Raw genomic sequence first — 18,194 nt, 5'->3', positions numbered from 1 at the left:
GTTAATCCCAGTTCGGCACGTCTTCTTCCGGGACAATTTTCTCGGCACCCTTGTTTCCACACGCGGGACACTCCAGTCCGTGGTCTTCGAGTTTCTGGTCGCGGATCGGAGCGTTGGCGTTTCTCTCGGAGATTTCGATGGCACGGACGGTGCCACACTCCCAGCACATCCACAGGTCGTAGAGGTTCTCTTTGAGGGCGCTTGCGAACACCATACCAGTTGTCTTGGTGCCTGTCACTTAGGTTTGTGTGACGGTTTGGTGTACCCCAATCTGCGAGATACATATAAGAAAAGAGATGCAACTGTACGATGCCTGCTCGTCAGGCAGGCCGCGGAACACGGCCTTGAACCAACCGACCACAGCATCCGACACAGAGGTCAACTGCGGGACGCAAGTGGTAGGATGCGAGCATCCCGCAGATACAACGGGGGTTTACTCCTCCCCGTCTTCTTCCTCTTCGTTCTCTGCCTCGTCTTCAACGTTCTCTCCTTCATCGTCGTCCCAGTCGCCCTCTGCAATCTCACCGACATCGGGCATATCATCGTCGGGCCACACCGCTTCCGCAGCCTCCTCAAGATCGTGCAACACGCCAAACACCATCTCCTCCTGATCTTCGCACACAGGCACACCCACCAGCGATTCCGCGATGTCTCGCTGTGCGGCCAGCAGATCGATCGCCAGTCGCTTCTGGCCCAGACGGTCGAGCGCGTGATCGACCTCCTCCGGGTCAACCACGTCCATCTCCTCACCGTCGTTGTCGTTACTATCGTCTTCGGGCATAGCACCCCGCGGTCGACCGTAATTGCATTTAAACGCCGGCCCAGCAGCCCCACCCCGCATCCGGGTGTGACTTTTACTGAACGAACCCGAACTTTCGCCTAAAATGCCCCGTGAACACGTGATGACGGCAGAGGAGATCGCCGAAGAAGCAGATGTGGATTTGGACACAGTAGAGGAAATGGTCGAGGCGGCTGGAAAAGCTGCCCGCGGCGAGGTCGGAGAAGACGAAGACTGACCCCTTCCTTTCCTGTGGAACGTTACCAACGACGGGAGTGTCTATAGACACACCCCACGTCTTGAATGAAAACTCGCCGGAATCAGCGTTTAGACCACCTCTTGTCGCGGTACTCGTCGCGCTCCTCGATGCTGCACGGATACCACCGTTCCCCGTCGTTGAGGGATGACACCCAGTCGAACCCCTCCAAGACCTCTTCCGCACGGCCAACATCCACGTCGGCACGCTCCGCGATCCACTCCGTCTCCCGAGGCTGTCGAAGCCCGTAGACCACGGACGTCAAGCGGTCTGCGGCGTCCCAATTTGGCGGCCAGTTCATTTCCCGCGCCTCGGTCAGAGTGGGCCACTCCCTATCAAGGGAGAACTCGGCGGAGAACGAGTCTTCAAACACCTCCTGAGTCATATCCTGATTTCGCTTGGCGAGTGCAACAGAGATGCTGCGCTCGATGCCGTCGACGTGTCCGTACTGTTCTCTCACTTTCGAGGCCGTTGTCTCGCCGTCTTTCAACGCCTCGAGCGCTTCATCCACGCTCTCGAATCCATCCGCCATCAAGCGGTATTTGGTGCCGAAAACAGGAATTTATTTGCTTTATGATAATAGAAAGCCTGCTCAATTTAGAGCCCTTTCACCTCGGGAGACAAATCGGCTGGCGCGAGCAGAACGGCGCCCACCCTCTCGCGGAGCAACAGGCAGGGCTGCGGATCGTCCACCAAACAATCGTACAGGGTGAACTCGGACTCGTCGTATCTGCCGCCACCGTTGAGAACGCGAACGGCCGCCTCCACCCACTCCGAGAATAAAGCGTCGTCGCCGTGCTGGATCATCGGTTCCCGGTTATCTGGGAATCGCGAGTAGTACTCGGGGATGTCAACGGTGTCGTCCGCAAGCACGTCCACGTACTCGTCGACCTTCGTCGGCGGCGAGACGACGAGGCCGATGGCGCCCTTCGCCGACTCGTCCGTCAGGCGCATCCCGTCCGGTTCGACGGGACGGTTCGGCAGAATCTCCAGCTCGATCACGGTGTTCGTCTCGTCCTGCCACTCCATCACGCCGTGTGGCAATTCGTCCGACCAGTTCGATTGCAGTCGCTCAACGACAGTCATACCCGTCTGTGCGACTTCGAGTGACTTAGAACGCGGGCTCGTGAGAAGTCTCGGCAGCGGGCTACCGTGCCGGCCTTTTTGTTCCAACCTCCGTAACCAACGAGGTGAGTTCGTCTTGGGCAGACGGACTCGCTGCTCACCTCGTTTCCTCGCACCTTTGGGAGGGTGACCAACGCGGCTATTCTGGCCCCAACATCGGGGCCAGCAGGATGCATCCAACATTTTCACGTACAATTGGGCACGGTTTGGCGTCCCCGCCAAGACAGTCATACAGCGTGAATTCAGACTTGCGGTACCGCCCGCTGCCGTTCAGCTCCCTGATTGCCGACTCGAGCGGAGCGGCACGAACTGCATCCCCGCCCCGCTCGTATAGATTGACCCGCATCGAGTCTCCCTCTGGAAAATCCGAGTAGTACTGCGGTATATCGATCGTTCCATCTGCGTGATCCTCAACATACGTCTCCACCGTCTCCCGCGGGGAAACAACGAGGCCAAAAATTCCCGGCAGAAATCCACCTCGGTCGACGTGTTCCGGTGCCTCGTAACCGCTGACGATGATCTCGAGTCCAAGGACTGTCCGTGTCTCATCTTTCCAGTTCAACTGTCCCCGGGGCAATTCGTCCAACCAATTCGATTGCAGTCGCTCAACGACGCTCATACCCGCCTGTGCGACTTCGAGCGACTTAGAACGCAGGCTAGTGATCGATCTCGCCAGAGGGCTGCCGTGCCGGCCTTTTTATTGCAACCTCCGTTACCAACGAGGTGAGTTCGTCCCGAGGAGGCGAACTCAGCTGCTCATGTCTTCGCACCTTTGGGAGGGTGCCACCGGACGCGCGGTTTTTGACCGCGCCGTCAGTCGACCGCTGAATTTGACCCGGTTAGATTGTGATCCGTATCCGTACTCAGGGCGGGGGCGATGAGTACGCAGCCAACATCATCACGCAGCATCGGGCATGGCATCGGATTGCTGTCGTCAAGGCAATCGTACAACGTGAACTCGTCACGGGCGTATTGACCGTTGCCGTTCAGGAGTCGGAGCGCCCCCTCAACGCAGGCTGACCACAGACTGGAGTTTTCGACCGAGTGGACGGGTTCATCACCGCGTTCAGGGAATCGGGAGTAGTACTGCGGGATGTCAAGCGTCCCGTCAGCGTGTTCGTCGACGTATCGATCCACGGCAGAGGATGGAGAGACGACGATTCCCAGCACCTCTGCGAGCACCGCACCTCGCGTGTCCACATGGGGAACACTCCCACGTCGCGACACGAGAACGTCCATATCTCCTACTTGATCCGTTCGCCAGTCCATCCATCCCCGAGGCAATTCCTCCGACCAATTCTGGTGCAGTCGCTCGATGGCGTCGTCCGACATGCACGTTCCGGGACTTGCACGGCGAATGACTTTGATTTTCAGAAAATTGGAAGCCACTATGTGGGTGGCGCGGCGAGTCGGTCGTGGGCGGGAAGTGTCACACGCTCCATTCTCCGCCCATCCCCTCACAAGTGGATCAGATGCCAACGTTACCGTTGCTCGGCTCTCAACACAGCGGCAAGCGTGTCTGTATCGCTCGGAACTCCGCCCCCGGCCGGTAAAACACGAACGCCCGAAGGAAGTCAAAACCCGTCAAACGTCTGCTGACCTGACGCCTCCGCGTCTGGATCATAGTTGAGCCACACGGCTGAAAATCCGTACTACCACGAGACAGTAGGAGATTCCGCGCAACGCCGAACCACCACACCGCTTGCACTCACACGAACTCGAGCATCACTTTCGGATACTGGTCAAACACCGACTCCAGCACGTCGCAGAAATCATCCACGCAGCCAGCGTGCAGGAACGGCGACGAATCCACGGCCCGCAACTCTGCCGCCGGATGCTGACACACCTCAGTCATCACGTGCTGCTCTCCCGCAGTGTACCTGTCCTCCAAACATATCGGACACTCGATCCCCCTCCCACCGCTCTCCGTCCAACGCGCCCAGTGATCAAATTCGCCGCCGGAACGCAACCTCGAAATGCAGTCCTGCACCCGCTCCGCCGATATATCGGCAAACACCGGAGCATCCCATTCCTCGGAATGCAGCCATATGCGGAAGTGGATGTCTCCGCCCGACAAGTGCTCTCCAGTGATTATACAGCTGCTGGCCAGATCGTCAGCCAAGACGATGCGTCCGGCGTCGTCCAGCTGATGCCTCATACACATCAGTACCGCATTCCAGCCTGTTAGATGTCACTCCGGCACGTGTTGTCCGAACTCGTCCGCAGTGCAGAATGCAAGGATTTCGTACGTCAAGCCGCAAGATGCGCCTCAACGCCCGCCGAATCGTCAAGAACAGCGGACACCAGCCGCACCCATTCCTCGACGTGTAGAATCACTCCGGTTTCAGCGCCGGCGTGAGAAGCACGCACCCGTGACCCCCTCTGACGAGCGGACAGGGCATCACGTCATCACTCTGCAAACAGTCGTACAAGGTAAACTCAGATTCATCGTACCTGCCACCACCGTTCAACACCCGAATGCCCGCCTCAACCACATCCGATCGAAGACCATCCCCACCCCGCTCCACAAAAAGGTCGTCGCGCTCCGGGAACCCAGAGTAGTACTGCGGCACGTCGATGTTTCCATCCGCGTGCGTTTCCACGTACTCGTCCACCCTCTCCGGCGACGACAGAACGAGACCCAAGTTTCCCGTGGATGGCACCCCCAGCTGCATTCCGTCCACGTCCCCGGATCGATTCGGCAGGGTTTCCAGACCGGCCACCTCGTTGACGTTCCCTTCCCACTCCATCACTCCGTGCGGCAGCTCCTCCGACCAGTTCGATTGCAGTCGCTCGATAGCGTCCGACATGCACGTCAGCAGATCAGCATCGATTCACTTTGACTTTCAGAAACGCTCATCTGTAGCAGTCACTACCTACGGGCAACCGACAGCAGAGTCGCCCAAGTGACGAACTGACACCTGTGAGCAGAGAAGGTCAAAACCACGGGGATTCGCTTCTACAGATGAGCGTCGCAGCAAAAAGCAGGCCAAGCGGCAAGAGAACGGGATTGGCTACTTCGTGGACTGTCCTTGTCGGCCGAAAGACTGACTCGGAAAAATACTTCAACGTGGGGAATCAAGCAACGACTGTATACTGCTACGCGGGCGTGCGGGACAACGCGATCCCGACGCTGCACTCGCTCCATCCGACGCCATTCATCGCGTGTAACGGCGCGATGAATGAGACGATGGGGATGTGGCCACGTCCGCACATACTACTCCCACATTCCAACCCTGCTCAGTCACTTCTTCAACTCCTCCCCGTACTCCTCCAAGTCCACGAACTCGTCCGCGGCGGCCTCCAATCGCGACGCTGCGGTGTGATCGAACTGTGAGACGACGACGCGCTTCCCCGCCTCCTGCACCTCCCTCACCGCCAACTCGAAGTCGCTGTCACCGGTGAACAGGTACGCCACATCGTATGAGTCACGATAGGCCTGTCCCACCATCTTCGTCGCTATCCCGATATCAATGCCCTTCGAGGTCATCCCGGTGTCGCGCTCGCGCGTGGGTTTGTCAACGACCCGGAATCCCTGCATTCGGAGCGAGTGGTACCACCCGTTCGGCTTGTCGTCGGGATCGAAGCTGTCGAAGAAGTAAGTGCGGACGAGATCGTCACCGGCCACCTTCTCGACAGCCTCCACGAAATCCATCTTGGCGCCGAACTCGTTGTGAGCACCGTTCATCAGATTCCGAGCGTCAATGAACGCCATCCCTCTCGACATTCCTATTCACTTTCTCATATCCCATACTTATTAAAGGTAATAGAGAGCGTCTGAGGTGGCGTGGCGGCCCCATACAGACGGCCACGCACTCATTCCACCACCCCCTCAATAACACCATCACGAATAAGACCCTCCTGTCAGAATCTCGGATCACGCGACGAGAAACCACTTTCACCCCGATCTGGTAATTATTAACATACTGGGCACACGAACCACTAAATCGGAACAAGAACCTCGGAAGAATGTCCACCACCAGCATCCAAAGCCGACGTGACCTTTTCGAGCACCTCGAGTACACCATCGAGGGCACGTACGACGAGCTGGTGGACGATCAGGAATTGCAGCCCGGACAGACGATGCTCAAGACGTTCCTCATCGAGTCGAACGTCACCCCCGAGCAACTCCGGGAGCGAGTGGACATCGCCGAGGCACGCGAAGTGGACTTTGATCTCCACGAACTCGTCATCCGCCGCAACGGCAACAAACACACCTTCTTCCTCGACTCCAGCGACTCGCGATTTTGGACGCTCTACACCCTCGAGGAGTCGGACGATGCGAAGGCGGTCGTGAAGGATATGGTGAGCGGCGTCCGCAACGGCCTTGATTACACGTGGATGCCCGTCGAGCAACAGCGCGACATTATGGAGATGGGCGAGTTCCGCGACGTTGGCGTCAGCTACGAGGCCGACGAGGTGTTCTCCTCGGACTACATCGAGGACAGGCTCGATTTCGGAGACCTCTCCGTCCAGAGCAGCGGTCGTGGAACCAGCACCCTGTTCGATATCCTCGACAGTCAAGAGGAGCTGTCCTCCTTCCTCTCCCTCTCGGCGGTCGGCATCAAGCGCGAGATCGGTGGCTCGTTCGTCTTGGAGCGCGTCACCCACAACGGTCGCTTCACCACGTCGGGCGGCGACTCCATTCAACTCCACATCGACACGGTGGACGAGATCAAGAACCGGTACGCTGATCTCCTCCAACGGATCGAGGAACATCACCGCATATCCTACGAGTCGAAGGAACACGGCACCGGAATCGACGGCACGCCACTCGTCATCGAATTGGATAACGAAATTGAGGACGTCCGGGAGTTCATCGAGAACATCATCACCTCGAAGAACCCGCTCCGCCTGTGGGGTGCGAAGACGAAGTTGGACGACCAGTACTGGAAGGTGAAGGGGATCGATCTCCACAACAACGACAAGTACACGATGGAGATTTGCCCGGAGTGGATTCGCCTCTACCTCGATGAGGAGGCGTGCGGGAACACGGCCCTGCGAATCTACGCCAACCTCCAACGCCACTACGACTCGAACGCCGTGATGGAGGTGCTGGAGTGATGCAAAACGTCTCCGATCACACTCAGCAGATCAACGCTTGGATCGCCCTCTGCCAGATCGACAGGACGTTCCCCGACGCGCTCCGGCGCCTCGGCTACACCGTCGACATCATTGATCCCCACTTCTTCCATGACGGGGACGCGGTGAACCCTGACCTGATTCTCACCAGCCGCGGCCACAACCACTCCATCGTCATCGACTGCAAGTCGAAGACTCTGAAAGAGGAGCAGAACGAGAAGTACGAGGCCATCCACCACTCGCCCGAGTTCCTGCTCACGCGTGGCGTCGTCTCGTCCGCCGAGGCCAACGAGGACTACGACGCCGAGTTCGCCTACTCGTCCTTCGCCGATCTCTCGGTTAACCCGTTCCTCCCCGAGAATGACTTCGCGGTCGTCCACTTTGACGAGGACGCCAAGCAGTTCACCATCCGCACCCTCGAGGACTACGAGTTCAACCTCGATGAACTGCAGGCGCAGTTTCCGATCCGGACGGGAACGCGGCGACTTCCGACGGACTACTTCCCGTTCGACGTGGGAACGAGCGATGACGACTACCAGCAGTTCACCATCTCCATCCTCCAATCGACCGTCCACGTCGCCCTTGAACAGGACACGTTCGACGTCGATGACCTGCTTGAGGACGCGCACCCTCTGTGGGTTGATCTTGACGAGGAGATGAAGAAGGAACTCCGCGCTCACACCGAGAAGGTCATCAACAAGTACCAGCAGAAGGGACTGAACGAACACATCGAGAAGGTACAGGCTGGGAACAAGGATGAGTGGAAGGCCGTCTCGAAATCCTTGCAAGCACTCCAGCGGAAGGTGGACGAGTTCGTTGAGGACGTGCAGGCCGAACTGGAGCAGACCGAGATTGGCGACTTCGCAGACTGACGTCGTTGGTCGGAAGTCACACAGATACGTTATAAACCGCTCATCCAAAATTCGCCCTTGGCGGTGCGGCTGTGTCGGCCCAATAGCAGTCGTATGCTCCCCACGCCGCCGACTCGCAGCAATCGTTATTGTGCTTTGATCCGCAAGTCGACTTAATGACCCTGTGGAAGTTCACCTGCACGTGGGACACCGAACGGGAATGTATGATCCGCCGCCTGTTTGGCAACCACGAGAAAACCACCGGTGAGGGTGAACCGCTCGCTGTCGAGGAGAACGACAAGCTCCTCCTCCACCGGATGATGCGAAAGGACAGCGACAGACACGGATTCCTCCTCGGCCCGTTCGTCGCCGTCTCCGACGCACAAGAGAACATCGAGCCGAACGCTTGGAGTCACATCGGTGGCATCAACTGGCAGGTGGAGATCGACTGGGTGGAGACCGTGTACTCCCTTGACTTGGACGACTGGCTGGAGAAGAAAGACCCACCGGCAGAAATCACGCAGTACGCTCAGAAGTTCAGCGAGGTCAACGGAATCTACTTGGAAGGGCAATTAAAGAACGAAGGGCAGGTCATCATCGACTACCCTTGAATTTCTCAAACAGCAACTGCTGCGCACAATAGGAGGGTGAGAACCGTAGTATGAACACGGCCTCCATCAGTTCAAGGTCTATCCGTTTCCACAAGTCGATCAGACAAGAGCTTCCTTCAAGTATCGAGTTGAGTGAAGCCTCTGCACAGATTATGATGGATTTCGAGACGCGGCCAGTCACGGTAATGGGAATCAAATTCCGCAACGAAGAAGCAGACCCGCCGGGACGATACCGCGTGAACATTCTGGACGACGAGCGAATTCGCATCAACGCTCACTCGGTAGTGAGAAGAATCGGAAGGGACGTGGGTGAAGGACGGTACCCGTGCTGGTGGGACTCCGATTCAGAAATGCTGCTGGTAGACCTTACCGAAGACGAATAATCCCAAGAATTTCACTCCGAACCAGACCCCGAGCATAATGAGGCCAATTAAAACCGACGCGATACAATTGCTACTCATAGCTAATGCCGGAGATAGTGAACGTCGTCGCGGCGGGCAAGCTCGGTCGGGAGATCGACATTCCCGCAGTTGCTGAAGACATCGATGCCGCCGTGGCCAAGCTCTCCAGCGAGAGCTACTCGCACCGCGTCGTTTACCTGCGGCGCGAGGAAGGCGGCCCGATGGCGACGCTTTTTCGCTCCGGCAGCTACCACATCACGGGCGCCGACAGCATCGAGGAAACCGAGGAAATGAAGGACTGGATGGTGGCCGCGCTCGAAGACCTCGGCATCGAGGTCACGGCAACGTTCGCCATCAAGAACGTCGTTCTCACCGGCGACTTGGAAGAGCAGATTGACCTGAACACGCTCGTTATCGCGCTTGGACTCGAGAAGACCGAGTACGAACCGGAGCAGTTCCCGGGTGTCGTCTACCGCCCGCCAGACATCGACTGCGTGTTCCTCATCTTTGGAAGTGGAAAGGTGGTTATCACCGGTTCATCGGACGTAGAGACCGCCACCAAAGGATTCGAGAAAGTGACCGAGCGGCTAAAACAGACCGTCGGTTGACTCGGCGGACTTGAACTCGCCCAGCGTCGTGTAGTTGAAGGGCGGGAACACGACGCGGTTCTCGTACGGAATCGGGTCTTCCAACTCGTAGACGGAGTCTTCCTCAAAGAACAGCACCTTCTTCCCAGAGTCATACCCCTCGTACTCCTCCACCGGACGGGCCAACTCCGCCTCGTCGGCATCAACAATCTCCCGAACCTTGCCGATGTACTTCACCTGCTGGACGTCCTCGCTGATGTAGATGGCCACGTACTCCGGCTCGCGGTTCATCCGAACGAATCCCCAAGCGTTGTTCTCCCGGATGAACTCCACACCCTCCTTCCGAGAGGGTGCGACGGCCACGAGATCGTCGTCTTCACCTTCGATTTCGCCGCGGGTCACCGTTCCGGCAAACTCTGTCTCTGCGCTCATACTTCCCTGATAAGCCTGTCGACTCTTGATGCTTGTGTCTCGCCGCGATGACACCAGTGCGTTTTACAGCAGGGGTCTCGAAGCGAGTGAAAAGAGGGATATTTCGGATGAGTGTATCGGATAAGACGCTGGAAGAGCTGGCCGAGGAAAGTCGTGAGCAGGAGAAAGAGCGGTACGTGAAGAAGTGCGGCGAATTCCAGCGAGAGATTTTCCAAGCCACCGAGGAAGTGTTCAGAGAGCTGGCCGAGGCGTCCAACAATTTCAGAGACGTCGACATCGACTTCGTCCGAGAGAATCCCATCACCGTCCGCATTCTGCGCTACCTGACCGAACCGATTCTGAGCCGCGACAAGTTCAGCGAGTACTGTGATGTAGGCGATCAGACTCTCCGAAAGTATGAGGACTACGAGGACGACACGACGCCGCAGCCGAACACCGCAGAGAAGATCATCGGCACGTTCGAAGAATTTCGGAACGAGACCCTGTTGCCGTGGCTCGAAGTGGAGCAGATGGAGTACCACGAATACGACGAGGAAACTCTCGTGAAGAAGCTCCAGACGGCCATCGCCTACAATATCGCAACGTCCGAGGCGAACACGGAGTACCGAAACTGGCGGGCCACCATCCAGCACGACGCCATCAACGACGAACTCTTCGAGGCCGGCTTCGAGAAGGTGAACGTGGACGACGTGGATGAGATCGGCCCCGGGGAGTACGTGCTGGAGTTGAGCGTCGAGGGGAAGGAGGCCGATTTCGCCATCCGCAACCGGGACAGCGATCTGTTCCTCGTGGAAGCGAAGATGAGCGGCACCGAGATCAACTTCCACAAGCGCCGCAAGGAGATGATCGACGACTACAACGACTGGACGGACGGCAGGCCTGACTCAGAGATTGTCGCCGTGATTGGCGGAGTGATAGACACGGACGACGTGGAGCGGCTCGAAGAGGTTGGCATCACCGTGTTCTGGGATCACGAGTTGGACGGACTTTCGGACTTCCTCGAGGCCTGAATCACACGTCGAGGATGTCGTCAAGCGCGGCGGTCAACTGGTCAAGAACCTCTTCTTCACCACCGTTTCGACTGGCCTCACAGAGGTCATCGAACAGTCCGGCCAGCCGGTCAACGGTCTCGGAGTCAAGCGTCCGGGGATCGATGACCGGCACGCCCTCCAACTCGTTCGGCTCCACTTTGTCCATCCCCGTGCTGTACGTCCGTCCGTGCCGCTTCACGATCTCGTCGGCAAACGGACTGTTCAGGTAGGCCAGAAGCGCATCGATCTCCTTCTCCGCCAACTCCACGTCAAGGTAGACGCAGTGCAGATTGGTGAGATTTCGCGCGTCGGTGCGGTTGCGCACGAATCGTCCCCGGGAGCGGCTCATATACGTGTAGAGAATGGGTGCGGGATCGCGGCGGTCGAAGACGTACCACGGCTCGCGGTTACTCGCCAGATACCCGTCGTGAACCTCCAACTCCTCCATCCCGTACTTCAGATACTCCACAATGCTCGGCAGGTCTTCCTCGTCCTCCTCGGAAGCTGCACCGAAGTCGCTGATGCGAGCGTTCTGGCTGTCTTCCCCATCATCTGAGTCCGGGTGAAGTTGCGGCACCCACTCCAACTCATCGAGGTGGTAGAGAATCCACACCTCCTCGCCCTCGTTGCGTTGCCGCTCCCAATCCTCCTCACGGTAATCGAAGTTGGGAACGGCCCGTGCGTTTCGGATGAGCGGTGACAGCCACCGGTCTTCGATGTCCCACTTGTACTCGCCCGCAGAGCCGGACAGTTCATCTTCGCTCAGGCAGAAGTAGTCGTTCTTCCCGGTGGCGATGCCTCGGTTCACCTCACCAATCTCGGAGAACGGGACGAGTTGCTCGTCGTCACCGATGTCGAGCGGGTCAAGCAGATCGTCCCACTTGTCCTCTGGCTCCAGATCGGACTGTCGAACCGTGTTCACGAACCCCCAGTCAGTCTCACCCTCCGTTCCATCGTCAACAGCGTCGAGAACCGCGTCCTGTCCCGGCCACTCGTCCACGCGGACGAACTTGGTCAACTCCTCGTCGTCGTCCTCGTCAGCAGTCTTTCGCTCGAGGAAGCTGATGAACGAGGTGGTGAGTGCCTCGTCGAACTGCGAGTCCGCCTCCCGGTCGTACAGCACGAATCCGCGGATGTGGAAGTTGTCCAGCAGGAACGCCTTCAAGTCCTCACCGTACTTCGTCTCGAGGAACTCGGACGGCGTGATGAACGTCGCCCTCCCGTCGTTGGCGAGGAACTGGGTGGCGTGGATGTAGAAGTAGGCGTAGAGTGGAGAAAGGGTGGAGATGGAGCGGTCGGCCTCGTTCTCCATCTGTCGGTTCATCTCGGCCTTCACGTCCTCATCGAACTCGTGATGTCGCGTGTACGGCGGATTCGAGATGACCGCATCCACCTTGTCAACCTCGTCGGGCTGGAGATCGATGAAGTCGTGTGTCTGCAGGTTCGGACTCCCGCCACCGTTAGAGAGTCGGAGCGCAGTCGTGCCCATCAGAACGGACAACTCGCTCACGTCCACGCCAAACATCTCGTCCAACTCTGACTCGTTCTCACGTCTCTTCTTCGCCGCGTACGCGCTCGTTGAGAGAGCCGCCGCACCGATGCCCGGATCGAGAACCAGATCAGAGCCGTCCCGGACAACCCACTTGGCCATCAAGTCCGAGATAACGGGCGGCGTTCGGAATTGACCGAGCTTGTGCCGATCCTTTCGCGGGACGAGCGACTCGTGAACGTGCCCGATGGACTCAGCCGGATCGTCGGCGGAGAGAAACTGTTCCCGGGTCTCAATCAGGCGAGAGAGATCGTCCTTGGAGAAAAGATCGGCAACCTCGGACAGGAAGTACGGTTCGAAGGACTCATCTCTAGTCTCAGCACGAGCCTCGGAAACACTTTCCCGGTAATTCTCGGCGTCAAGCGACGGCAGCTCAACTCCTTCATTCCGATACGACTCGTGGAGCGTGGAGACAAGAGAAACGTGAAAGGCCGCCTGTCGAGCGACGATCTCCTCCGCGGAGTCGGTGCGCCCGAGACCGTGCGCCTCAACCCATTCATCGAACCCATCCACCGATTCAACGTCATCCTCGATGGACTCGGCCACGTCGGAGATGACCTGCTCGACGGTGCCAGACCTACTCATAATATCGCCCTCCAACAGGATTCAAAGCGTAAAGGATCACGTTGCTCCGATGTTCCGCCTCATCCTGTATGTATCTATCTGACTGCATCGTCTCGGCGCCGACGACGTCAGTCCTCACATAAAAAGATATCAACCCAGCATGTATCCTGTCAGTATGCAGCTCTCGTCTCAGGAATCCATAGAGGATGTCGTTCAGGAAAGCCAGCAATTCGAGGAAGAAATCTTCTTAGACGCAATCCGAGACTTCTACGAGCAGGAGTTCGAGGATCACAAGGAACTGTTCGACTACGCGGCCGAGCGCACCAACAACTTCCGCAACTTCGGCCCCTCCGTCATCCGAGACAACCCGAACGTGGTGAAGGTTCTGCGCTACCTCGTCAAACCACCCATCTCGCAGATGAAGTTCGGTCAAATGTCCGGCATCAACTCCACGGACTCCTACGAGAAGGACAACCCCACCACGCCGAACACGAACACCGCGGAGCAGATGGCCGACTTCGTGGAGCGCAATCTGGACGAGCGAAAGGTGCCTTGGCTGCACGAGAACGTGCAGGACGAGGACTACGAGCTGGAGCAGTCCCGGGAGTGGGTCTGCGACATAATCGCCCAGTCCGAGGCGAAGACCCGCTACCGAAACTGGCGAAAGGACGTGCAGGAAGAGAAGGTGGCCGAGACGATGATGGAAGCCGGTCTCGAAAAAGTGAGCCGGTCGTCCGTCCTCGAATCCAAGGACGACATTCCAACTGGATCGTTCGTCCCGGAGACCAAGGTAGCCGTCAGCGGGGGAGACAACCAGAAGGCCGACTTCGTGGCCCGCAAACGCGACGGCGGTCTCGTCTTCATCGAGGCAAAGGCGATAGGCGTCAAAATCGACTCCTACAAGCGGATCAAGGAGATTCGCAACAAGGAGTCCGACTGGCGAAGTACCTACCCCGACGCCGACGTGGGCGCGGCACTCTCCGGCTGGATTCCAGAGAGTCAGATCGATACTCTCGTCAACGACAACATCACCATCTTCTGGGAACACCGCCTCGACACCCTCCACAGCTACTTCTCGTAACTGGCGGAACGCTGATATCCTGCCTCTGTCACGTACAGGTATGGACATCGGAGACATTCCACGCGGCGAGGACTTCTCCCACAAGTTCGCCCGGGGCGAGTGGGCGGAGACCGTTCTGATGGAGACAATAGAGCGACAGGACGGTCTGTTCGCCTTCCAGTACGGCGTCTCTCGGGGCGACGCACTCGACACGAAGGACGAACTCGACGAGGTGAAGGAACCCGGCGTCGAGGAGATGAAGCGGCCCGACGTGCTCGTCTACGAGGAAGAGGACTTTCGAGGACTCGCCGGTGATGCCCGCGAACTCGTGGAGAACTACATCGCGGGAGACCCCGACGAGAGAGCATCAATTCTGCCGGAACTGGAGCGGTCGGAAGCCATCGACGCAGCGGAGATGGCTCTCGAAGCCGAGTCGAGCAAGTTCCACATCGGAGAACGGCAATACAACAGTTCCCTGTCCGCGTACGTGAAGGACGAGGACTTCCCCCGACTCCAGTCGTGGCGAGACCAGTACGACGTCCCGATCTTCGTCTGTCAACTGTTCTTCGATCGTGGGTACATCATTCCATTCGCCGCCTACGAGGATCACGCCGAGGAGGCGCGGAACGGCTCTGCATCCGTCCCCGGGTTCGAACACGACACCATTCCTGTGATCTGGAAGGACGGATTGCAGGCCAAGGTTGAGAACTTTCCTTACTCGGAGCTGCTTGGAACTTTTGAGGAAGAACCATCCGTTGTCAGAAGCGCAGGGGATGGAATCGAGGAATGCGAGTTCAGTTGGTCTAGATCCGGGCAGATGGACGCCGACCACGATTCAGCATTCTTCGCTGGCGGAAAGCTTTCGCTTGAACGCCCCTTCACGGAGTACAAGTGACAGAAGATGGATTTCGACGGTTCGATACCTCTCCCGATTGGAACGGAAGTCCCGCAGAACACAGTACTGGCCAACTCGATGCTTCAACTCCACGGAGACAACATCGAGATTCACGACGAGACCGACGGCGGTTGGCCCACCATCATCACGCTGGAAACGGATAGCCACCCCGTCGGAATCGCTGTGGATTACCTCGGGACGTGGCACGGTCAAGACGTGGGAATGGAAGAGGTAGACCTCCTGCTTTCCTACGAGGACGGAGAGTGGGGATGGAGGGCCATCGTCGCATTCAGCACGAAGAAAGATGCAATTGACCGCGGGCGGTACGAGACTGACGGATACAACGGACACGAACTCGTCCCGTGGAACGATGACAGCCGCTTCGAAAGGATGGAAGAACTACTGGAAGAGGACGTGACCCCAATAACGTACACCGAGAATCACCCCACCTACCCGGCCCACGCGATGCAGGAAGCGGAAAACATCCACACGTTGAACAGGATGTTCGGCATCGGGAAGCTGAAAACACTCACGAGGCGACGAAAGCGACTTTTTACCAAAGTAGTCCCGAAAGAGGTTCGATGGGAAAACAAGGACACCAGCCTACAGGAACTTGCCCGCGACATCGTGGGTGACAGTCAAGACGTTCCCCAGCCAGCGGACGAACCTTACGAGGTGGGCGATAGGGTAGAGGTCTACCTTGGCCCGGACGATTCGGACTCGCATCACCACGGGACGGTCGGAAAGATCGCTGATGTCCTCGAGGATTCACTTGGAGAGGAAACCGAGCGAGAACTCGACTCCTACAGCTACCGTATCGAGTCGGACGGCGAAGAAATCGACGTGTGGTTCAGACACCGAGACCTCGTACCAGCCTCCCGCAGCTAACTTGACAATACCGCCGGTTCAGCCAGTAGAGGGGACGAACTCAAACGCCTGATAAACACCCTTCTCGATGACATCGCCTACTACTCCTGCAACACCGAACTCGGCATCCGAGCCGACGAACTGGAGCGCGAGTCCGAACAGGTCTACACTACCCGCCACGACTTCCCCGGGGACAACTGCAACATCGAGTACGACGTGCGAAGCGTATACACGAACTTCTCTGCTTGAGATCCGGCTGGCCGGAGTAGTTTACTCTTCACCGACCTCTTCGGTTCGGGCGTCCTTCCCTTCGACCTGATATCCGACTTCGGTTATCGGAGAACTCAGGTGGTCGTCGTTGTAGAGGTGGATGACTTCCCAGACATTTCGCTTGTCTTCCAGCACGATTCCCTCTTCACCATCCCGCTCCTCGATGTCGATGGAGAGGTCGAACTCGTCAACGATGTAGTCGAAAGTATTCATATCGACATCCTCGTGCTCCCAAAGCGCCCGCTCGCGCACAGCGTAGAAGATACGGGTCGCGTTCGGATAGGAGGTGACCGCGTCAAGGAACACGTCATCGGTGTGAATGGGAACATCGCTGTCAACGATCTCCTCAACGGTGTCCTCGGCGACCTCGTTGAACTCGTCCATATAATCGAAAATCTTCTCGAAACGCCGCTGGTCGAAAATGAAGATGTGGCCGTCGTAGTACACGGCATCGATTCGGTTCGGAACCTCAACGATGGTCTTGTCTACGTCCGTGTAGTGGTCATCCGTCGACCAGAACCGAATTTTATCATCCCTGCCGAGAATCTCGCGCCGGGTGATGTCTTGGAAGACGAGGGCTCGGTCTTCCGTTCCATCGCGAATGAGAATGACTTGGAACTCCGGGCCTTCACCGTCCTCATTGATGTAGTCGGTCTGCTCGAAGTCGTCGGTCGTCAGCAGGTCTTGGTACTGCTCGAATCGGGGGACATCATCGGCAAGGACGTGTTGCACGTAGTCGGACTGATTGGAGATGTTGGCCGCGGCGTACTCGACGGCTTCCTTCGACTCGTCGGCCACCGCTTGCTGCTTGGTCTCGATCTTGTCCTCGGCGAAGTTTCCCAGTCTCTCGGGGAGATCGCCGACGGTCTTCGCGCGTTTGAACTCGTAGACTGTGTGGTTGTTCTCGTCGTCTTCATCCTCTTCGCCTTCCCTCGCCACGATGAGGTCGTACGGGTCGTTATCCTCGTTAACTCCCTGAACGAAATCGACGACTTCCTCTAATTTCTCCCCAACGTCAATTGGCTCTTCTACTTCCTCCGTGGCGCCCATCAACTGGTCGTTATGTAGACATCATTACTTAACTCCACTGCTGTGACCGTCGTCTCCTCGGAGTTGGCGTGTTCGTAGGTTTTGACCAGCAACATCTGCCCTCGCGTGTCGGCGTCCTCTATCTCGTACAGGTCGTACCTCATCGCCGACAGGATGGGGTTGACATAGAGGTACGACGACCGAACTTGGATGATCCCGATGGAGAGGAAGAGAAAGATGAATGCGAGAAGGTTCAGGGTCTTCGAGTAGTTAATGAAGGCGAACGGAACCACGTGGACGAGGATGTACGTGATGATCAGCTCGTTCCGCTCAGCCGGCTCGCCGACTTCTTTGGGTTGCCCGTTCTCCGCTCGCTTGAATCGGACAACCACGTAGAGAAAGGCGAGAACGAACAGCCCGAAGACCAGAAAGAGGGCCGAGACCAGCGAGAGCTTGTACCCGGCAAGGTGGTACACGGGCGTCTGGAAGAGGAGGAAGTCAAAGTTCGACGTCCGGGTCTTGACGGCGATGATGACGTAGAGCGGAAAGTAGGAACTAAAGAAGAGCAGCCACTTCGCCCAATCTTTCAATCCACCCTTATTGGTCGTCATCAGTGAAGTTCACACCTGAAACCGGGGAGCGATTCAGGGGCTATAATTTCGCTTGTGTACTCTTCAAAGTGTCTATCGTCCCTAATGAGTGTCTTGTGGGGCCCCTTTACCGTTCTGTGGGTGGTGTTTACAATCCTTAGTAGGCAACTATCCTCTAATATTTCACTTTCACGTCGGTTGACCCAGACTTATCTG

General features: G+C 57.6%; 22 protein-coding genes. 9 read left to right on the top strand and 13 right to left on the bottom strand.

Annotated features, from left to right (window positions below; genetic code table 11):
• Position 1 precedes the first annotated feature (1 nt).
• The 9 genes from CRO01_RS07900 to CRO01_RS07860 form a co-directional block, all read right to left on the bottom strand.
• Positions 2-214 (bottom strand): hypothetical protein, encoded by a 213-nt coding sequence (locus tag CRO01_RS07900; RefSeq protein ID WP_097008592.1) that lies wholly within the window; start codon positions 212-214, stop codon positions 2-4.
• Between the two features lie 219 nt (positions 215-433).
• A complete protein-coding gene (locus CRO01_RS07895) occupies positions 434-781 on the bottom strand; it encodes a hypothetical protein (protein WP_097008591.1) in 348 nt (115 codons plus the stop codon).
• Positions 782-1,098: 317 nt separating this feature from the next.
• Complete coding sequence (locus CRO01_RS07890; protein ID WP_097008590.1) at positions 1,099-1,566, bottom strand: hypothetical protein; 468 nt, start codon at positions 1,564-1,566, stop codon at positions 1,099-1,101.
• A 65-nt stretch (positions 1,567-1,631) separates the two neighbouring features.
• Positions 1,632-2,063 (bottom strand): hypothetical protein, encoded by a 432-nt coding sequence (locus tag CRO01_RS07885; RefSeq protein WP_143824934.1) that lies wholly within the window; start codon positions 2,061-2,063, stop codon positions 1,632-1,634.
• A gap of 235 nt (positions 2,064-2,298) precedes the next feature.
• Positions 2,299-2,778: a hypothetical protein gene (locus CRO01_RS07880; RefSeq protein WP_097008588.1), complete on the bottom strand. Its 480-nt coding sequence runs from the start codon at positions 2,776-2,778 to the stop codon at positions 2,299-2,301.
• Between the two features lie 194 nt (positions 2,779-2,972).
• Positions 2,973-3,398 (bottom strand): hypothetical protein, encoded by a 426-nt coding sequence (locus tag CRO01_RS07875; protein WP_143824932.1) that lies wholly within the window; start codon positions 3,396-3,398, stop codon positions 2,973-2,975.
• 469 nt (positions 3,399-3,867) lie between these two features.
• The gene (locus tag CRO01_RS07870) at positions 3,868-4,317 is read right to left on the bottom strand and encodes a hypothetical protein (RefSeq protein ID WP_097008586.1); all 450 of its coding nucleotides are present in this window, start codon (positions 4,315-4,317) and stop codon (positions 3,868-3,870) included.
• A gap of 175 nt (positions 4,318-4,492) precedes the next feature.
• Positions 4,493-4,969, bottom strand: coding sequence for a hypothetical protein (locus CRO01_RS07865; RefSeq protein WP_097008585.1), 477 nt, complete (start codon positions 4,967-4,969; stop codon positions 4,493-4,495).
• Positions 4,970-5,403: 434 nt separating this feature from the next.
• Positions 5,404-5,874 (bottom strand): LabA-like NYN domain-containing protein, encoded by a 471-nt coding sequence (locus tag CRO01_RS07860; RefSeq protein ID WP_179747430.1) that lies wholly within the window; start codon positions 5,872-5,874, stop codon positions 5,404-5,406.
• A gap of 254 nt (positions 5,875-6,128) precedes the next feature.
• On the opposite strand from CRO01_RS07860, the gene CRO01_RS07855 reads away from it, so the two are divergent.
• The 5 genes from CRO01_RS07855 (at position 6,129) to CRO01_RS07835 (ending at position 9,712) form a co-directional block, all read left to right on the top strand.
• Positions 6,129-7,223, top strand: a complete 1,095-nt coding sequence (locus tag CRO01_RS07855; protein ID WP_097008583.1) for a hypothetical protein — start codon at positions 6,129-6,131, stop codon at positions 7,221-7,223.
• Positions 7,223-8,113 carry a hypothetical protein gene (locus CRO01_RS07850; protein ID WP_218839161.1) on the top strand — a complete coding sequence of 297 codons (891 nt, stop codon included), beginning with the start codon at positions 7,223-7,225 and terminating at the stop codon, positions 8,111-8,113. The genes CRO01_RS07855 and CRO01_RS07850 overlap by 1 nt, the downstream gene beginning before the upstream one ends.
• Positions 8,114-8,268: 155 nt before the next feature.
• Positions 8,269-8,703 (top strand): hypothetical protein, encoded by a 435-nt coding sequence (locus CRO01_RS07845; RefSeq protein ID WP_097008582.1) that lies wholly within the window; start codon positions 8,269-8,271, stop codon positions 8,701-8,703.
• Positions 8,704-8,753: 50 nt separating this feature from the next.
• Positions 8,754-9,086: a hypothetical protein gene (locus CRO01_RS07840; protein ID WP_143824931.1), complete on the top strand. Its 333-nt coding sequence runs from the start codon at positions 8,754-8,756 to the stop codon at positions 9,084-9,086.
• A gap of 83 nt (positions 9,087-9,169) precedes the next feature.
• Positions 9,170-9,712 (top strand): TATA-box-binding protein, encoded by a 543-nt coding sequence (locus tag CRO01_RS07835; protein WP_097008580.1) that lies wholly within the window; start codon positions 9,170-9,172, stop codon positions 9,710-9,712.
• Here the strand turns inward: CRO01_RS07835 and CRO01_RS07830 are convergent.
• Positions 9,692-10,123 (bottom strand): hypothetical protein, encoded by a 432-nt coding sequence (locus CRO01_RS07830; RefSeq protein WP_097008579.1) that lies wholly within the window; start codon positions 10,121-10,123, stop codon positions 9,692-9,694. The genes CRO01_RS07835 and CRO01_RS07830 overlap by 21 nt on opposite strands.
• 47 nt (positions 10,124-10,170) lie before the next feature.
• On the opposite strand from CRO01_RS07830, the gene CRO01_RS07825 reads away from it, so the two are divergent.
• On the top strand, positions 10,171-11,133 hold the full coding sequence (locus CRO01_RS07825; RefSeq protein WP_097008578.1) for a XamI family restriction endonuclease: 963 nt from the start codon (positions 10,171-10,173) through the stop codon (positions 11,131-11,133).
• Position 11,134: 1 nt separating this feature from the next.
• On the opposite strand, the gene CRO01_RS07820 is transcribed toward CRO01_RS07825, so the two are convergent.
• Positions 11,135-13,288 (bottom strand): Eco57I restriction-modification methylase domain-containing protein, encoded by a 2,154-nt coding sequence (locus CRO01_RS07820; protein WP_097008577.1) that lies wholly within the window; start codon positions 13,286-13,288, stop codon positions 11,135-11,137.
• Positions 13,289-13,442: 154 nt separating this feature from the next.
• Between CRO01_RS07820 and CRO01_RS07815 the strand changes: the two genes are divergently transcribed.
• Genes CRO01_RS07815 through CRO01_RS16940 form a run of 3 tightly spaced genes read left to right on the top strand, consistent with a single transcriptional unit; the run spans position 13,443 to position 16,110 of the window.
• Positions 13,443-14,348 carry a XamI family restriction endonuclease gene (locus tag CRO01_RS07815; RefSeq protein ID WP_097008576.1) on the top strand — a complete coding sequence of 302 codons (906 nt, stop codon included), beginning with the start codon at positions 13,443-13,445 and terminating at the stop codon, positions 14,346-14,348.
• Between the two features lie 40 nt (positions 14,349-14,388).
• Positions 14,389-15,222 carry a hypothetical protein gene (locus tag CRO01_RS07810; RefSeq protein ID WP_097008575.1) on the top strand — a complete coding sequence of 278 codons (834 nt, stop codon included), beginning with the start codon at positions 14,389-14,391 and terminating at the stop codon, positions 15,220-15,222.
• A gap of 6 nt (positions 15,223-15,228) precedes the next feature.
• Positions 15,229-16,110 carry a hypothetical protein gene (locus CRO01_RS16940; RefSeq protein ID WP_245838526.1) on the top strand — a complete coding sequence of 294 codons (882 nt, stop codon included), beginning with the start codon at positions 15,229-15,231 and terminating at the stop codon, positions 16,108-16,110.
• Positions 16,111-16,359: 249 nt separating this feature from the next.
• Here the strand turns inward: CRO01_RS16940 and CRO01_RS07800 are convergent, their stop codons facing one another.
• Positions 16,360-17,409, bottom strand: coding sequence for a Kiwa anti-phage protein KwaB-like domain-containing protein (locus tag CRO01_RS07800; protein WP_097008574.1), 1,050 nt, complete (start codon positions 17,407-17,409; stop codon positions 16,360-16,362).
• Positions 17,409-17,999, bottom strand: coding sequence for a hypothetical protein (locus CRO01_RS07795; RefSeq protein ID WP_097008573.1), 591 nt, complete (start codon positions 17,997-17,999; stop codon positions 17,409-17,411). Before CRO01_RS07795 ends, CRO01_RS07800 begins: the two co-directional genes overlap by 1 nt.
• Between the last annotated feature and the right edge of the window lie 195 nt (positions 18,000-18,194).

It is taken from the genome of Natronoarchaeum philippinense (assembly GCF_900215575.1).
Lineage (GTDB): Archaea > Halobacteriota > Halobacteria > Halobacteriales > Natronoarchaeaceae > Natronoarchaeum > Natronoarchaeum philippinense.
The sequence above is the reverse complement of the archived record's forward strand: the minus strand, read 5'-3'. Positions and strand labels throughout refer to the sequence as shown.

Excerpts from the sequence above, each read along its gene's own strand:
- CRO01_RS07900 (WP_097008592.1), bottom strand. The coding sequence starts at position 214 with ATGGTGTTCGCAAGCGCCCTCAAAGAGAACCTCTACGACCTGTGGATG.
- CRO01_RS07895 (WP_097008591.1), bottom strand. The coding sequence starts at position 781 with ATGCCCGAAGACGATAGTAACGACAACGACGGTGAGGAGATGGACGTG.
- CRO01_RS07890 (WP_097008590.1), bottom strand. The coding sequence starts at position 1,566 with ATGGCGGATGGATTCGAGAGCGTGGATGAAGCGCTCGAGGCGTTGAAA.
- CRO01_RS07885 (WP_143824934.1), bottom strand. The coding sequence starts at position 2,063 with ATGGAGTGGCAGGACGAGACGAACACCGTGATCGAGCTGGAGATTCTG.
- CRO01_RS07880 (WP_097008588.1), bottom strand. The coding sequence starts at position 2,778 with ATGAGCGTCGTTGAGCGACTGCAATCGAATTGGTTGGACGAATTGCCC.
- CRO01_RS07875 (WP_143824932.1), bottom strand. The coding sequence starts at position 3,398 with ATGGACGTTCTCGTGTCGCGACGTGGGAGTGTTCCCCATGTGGACACG.
- CRO01_RS07870 (WP_097008586.1), bottom strand. The coding sequence starts at position 4,317 with ATGAGGCATCAGCTGGACGACGCCGGACGCATCGTCTTGGCTGACGAT.
- CRO01_RS07865 (WP_097008585.1), bottom strand. The coding sequence starts at position 4,969 with ATGTCGGACGCTATCGAGCGACTGCAATCGAACTGGTCGGAGGAGCTG.
- CRO01_RS07860 (WP_179747430.1), bottom strand. The coding sequence starts at position 5,874 with ATGGCGTTCATTGACGCTCGGAATCTGATGAACGGTGCTCACAACGAG.
- CRO01_RS07855 (WP_097008583.1), top strand. The coding sequence starts at position 6,129 with ATGTCCACCACCAGCATCCAAAGCCGACGTGACCTTTTCGAGCACCTC.
- CRO01_RS07850 (WP_218839161.1), top strand. The coding sequence starts at position 7,223 with ATGCAAAACGTCTCCGATCACACTCAGCAGATCAACGCTTGGATCGCC.
- CRO01_RS07845 (WP_097008582.1), top strand. The coding sequence starts at position 8,269 with ATGACCCTGTGGAAGTTCACCTGCACGTGGGACACCGAACGGGAATGT.
- CRO01_RS07840 (WP_143824931.1), top strand. The coding sequence starts at position 8,754 with ATGAACACGGCCTCCATCAGTTCAAGGTCTATCCGTTTCCACAAGTCG.
- CRO01_RS07835 (WP_097008580.1), top strand. The coding sequence starts at position 9,170 with ATGCCGGAGATAGTGAACGTCGTCGCGGCGGGCAAGCTCGGTCGGGAG.
- CRO01_RS07830 (WP_097008579.1), bottom strand. The coding sequence starts at position 10,123 with ATGAGCGCAGAGACAGAGTTTGCCGGAACGGTGACCCGCGGCGAAATC.
- CRO01_RS07825 (WP_097008578.1), top strand. The coding sequence starts at position 10,171 with ATGACACCAGTGCGTTTTACAGCAGGGGTCTCGAAGCGAGTGAAAAGA.
- CRO01_RS07820 (WP_097008577.1), bottom strand. The coding sequence starts at position 13,288 with ATGAGTAGGTCTGGCACCGTCGAGCAGGTCATCTCCGACGTGGCCGAG.
- CRO01_RS07815 (WP_097008576.1), top strand. The coding sequence starts at position 13,443 with ATGCAGCTCTCGTCTCAGGAATCCATAGAGGATGTCGTTCAGGAAAGC.
- CRO01_RS07810 (WP_097008575.1), top strand. The coding sequence starts at position 14,389 with ATGGACATCGGAGACATTCCACGCGGCGAGGACTTCTCCCACAAGTTC.
- CRO01_RS16940 (WP_245838526.1), top strand. The coding sequence starts at position 15,229 with ATGGATTTCGACGGTTCGATACCTCTCCCGATTGGAACGGAAGTCCCG.
- CRO01_RS07800 (WP_097008574.1), bottom strand. The coding sequence starts at position 17,409 with ATGGGCGCCACGGAGGAAGTAGAAGAGCCAATTGACGTTGGGGAGAAA.
- CRO01_RS07795 (WP_097008573.1), bottom strand. The coding sequence starts at position 17,999 with ATGACGACCAATAAGGGTGGATTGAAAGATTGGGCGAAGTGGCTGCTC.